Below are 358 nucleotides of genomic sequence, written 5' to 3'. Positions count from 1 at the left end.
ATCAGCGGCAGCTCTTCAGCTGCCCGGGCGGGCAGTGTCCGTGGTGAGCAACGTATTTCGTGATCTTCATGGCTTCCCACATTCGGGCGTTGTACCACCCTTTGCCGCGCCAGATCATTTTATAGCCGCATGCCCTGTTGTAATACCTCTCGCATGTTCTCAGCTGCGACTTGGGGCGACTGTTCCCTGCTCTGGTGATTCCATACTTGTAGATCCTTCCGCCTTTCTTGCGGTAGATCTTGTATCCCCAGTAGGTCTTGTTCTTGTATTTCTTCGCCGTCTTGGATTTCTTGTCCGGCCAGGGGACTTTCACACCGGTTCCCGAGACGGTGACTGTGCAGCCGAAGACGTGGCAGAT

Annotated in this window: 1 protein-coding gene; it reads right to left on the bottom strand. The window is 54.7% G+C overall.

Annotated elements, in window-relative coordinates; all coding sequences use genetic code 11:
- Position 1 precedes the first annotated feature (1 nt).
- Positions 2-358, bottom strand: a 357-nt coding sequence (locus tag ABD357_RS24235; protein ID WP_344392854.1) for a hypothetical protein, incomplete at its 5' end; no start/stop codon positions are given.

The organism is Streptomyces vastus (assembly GCF_039532825.1).
In the GTDB taxonomy this organism is placed as follows: Bacteria; Actinomycetota; Actinomycetes; order Streptomycetales; family Streptomycetaceae; genus Streptomyces; species Streptomyces vastus.
The sequence above is the reverse complement of the archived record's forward strand: the minus strand, read 5'-3'. Positions and strand labels throughout refer to the sequence as shown.